We start from the raw sequence: 707 nt of genomic DNA, 5'->3' as shown, positions 1-707 counted from the left end.
CTCGGGGCCGTCCGCCTCGGTCAGGCCGGTGCGCCCGGCCACGGCGGCGAGCGCCCCGCGCGTGCCGAGCGCGCCGCCCGGGCCCAGCCGCAGGCTCACGCGCGGGTCGTCGATTTCGCTGCCGGAGGTGTTGGCCAGGGTGCCGCTGACGGTGACGGTGTCGCCGGGGCCGACCACGGCCGGGCTGACGCCGGTGACGGTGAGGGCCGCGGGGTGGCGGCGGGCGGCTCCGGCCGCCGTACGGGCGCGGTACGGCAGCCGGTACGGCTCGCGGTACGGCCGGGCGGCGGCAGGCGCCGCCGGGCGGGGTCCCGCCGCACGGGCCGGGGCCGCCGCCGACCTGGCCGCCTGGGCCCACGCCGCCGTACGGGCGTAAGCCGCCGTACGGGCCGAGGCCGCCCGCGCGGACGGCCGATCCCGCGCGGACGGCCCGTACGCCCCGTACGGCCCGTACGCCCCGTACGGCCGGTGCGACCCGTACGGCCGGTGCGGCGGGCGCGGATGCTCGGCGGGCGGGCCCGCCACGGGTGGCCTGATCCGTCCCCGGCCCGGCCGGAACGGATCCGCCGCCGGGGCCCCGGGCACCGCCGTCGAGCCCGCGCCGGCCCCGGCAGCCCCTGCCTCGGACGCGGCCGCCCCGGTCATGGCCGTCCCGGCCGCGCCACGGGCGGTCCCCGGCGGAGCGGCGGCGCCCGGTGCGGGCTCGG

General features: G+C 83.9%; 1 pseudogene. It reads right to left on the bottom strand.

The window, feature by feature from the left end:
• Positions 1–525, bottom strand: a pseudogene (locus RKE29_RS30265) (DUF6049 family protein); the annotation flags it as partial.
• Positions 526–707 lie beyond the last annotated feature (182 nt).

The organism is Streptomyces sp. B1866 (assembly GCF_031932565.1).
Classification (GTDB): domain Bacteria; phylum Actinomycetota; class Actinomycetes; order Streptomycetales; family Streptomycetaceae; genus Streptomyces.
The sequence above is the reverse complement of the archived record's forward strand: the minus strand, read 5'-3'. Positions and strand labels throughout refer to the sequence as shown.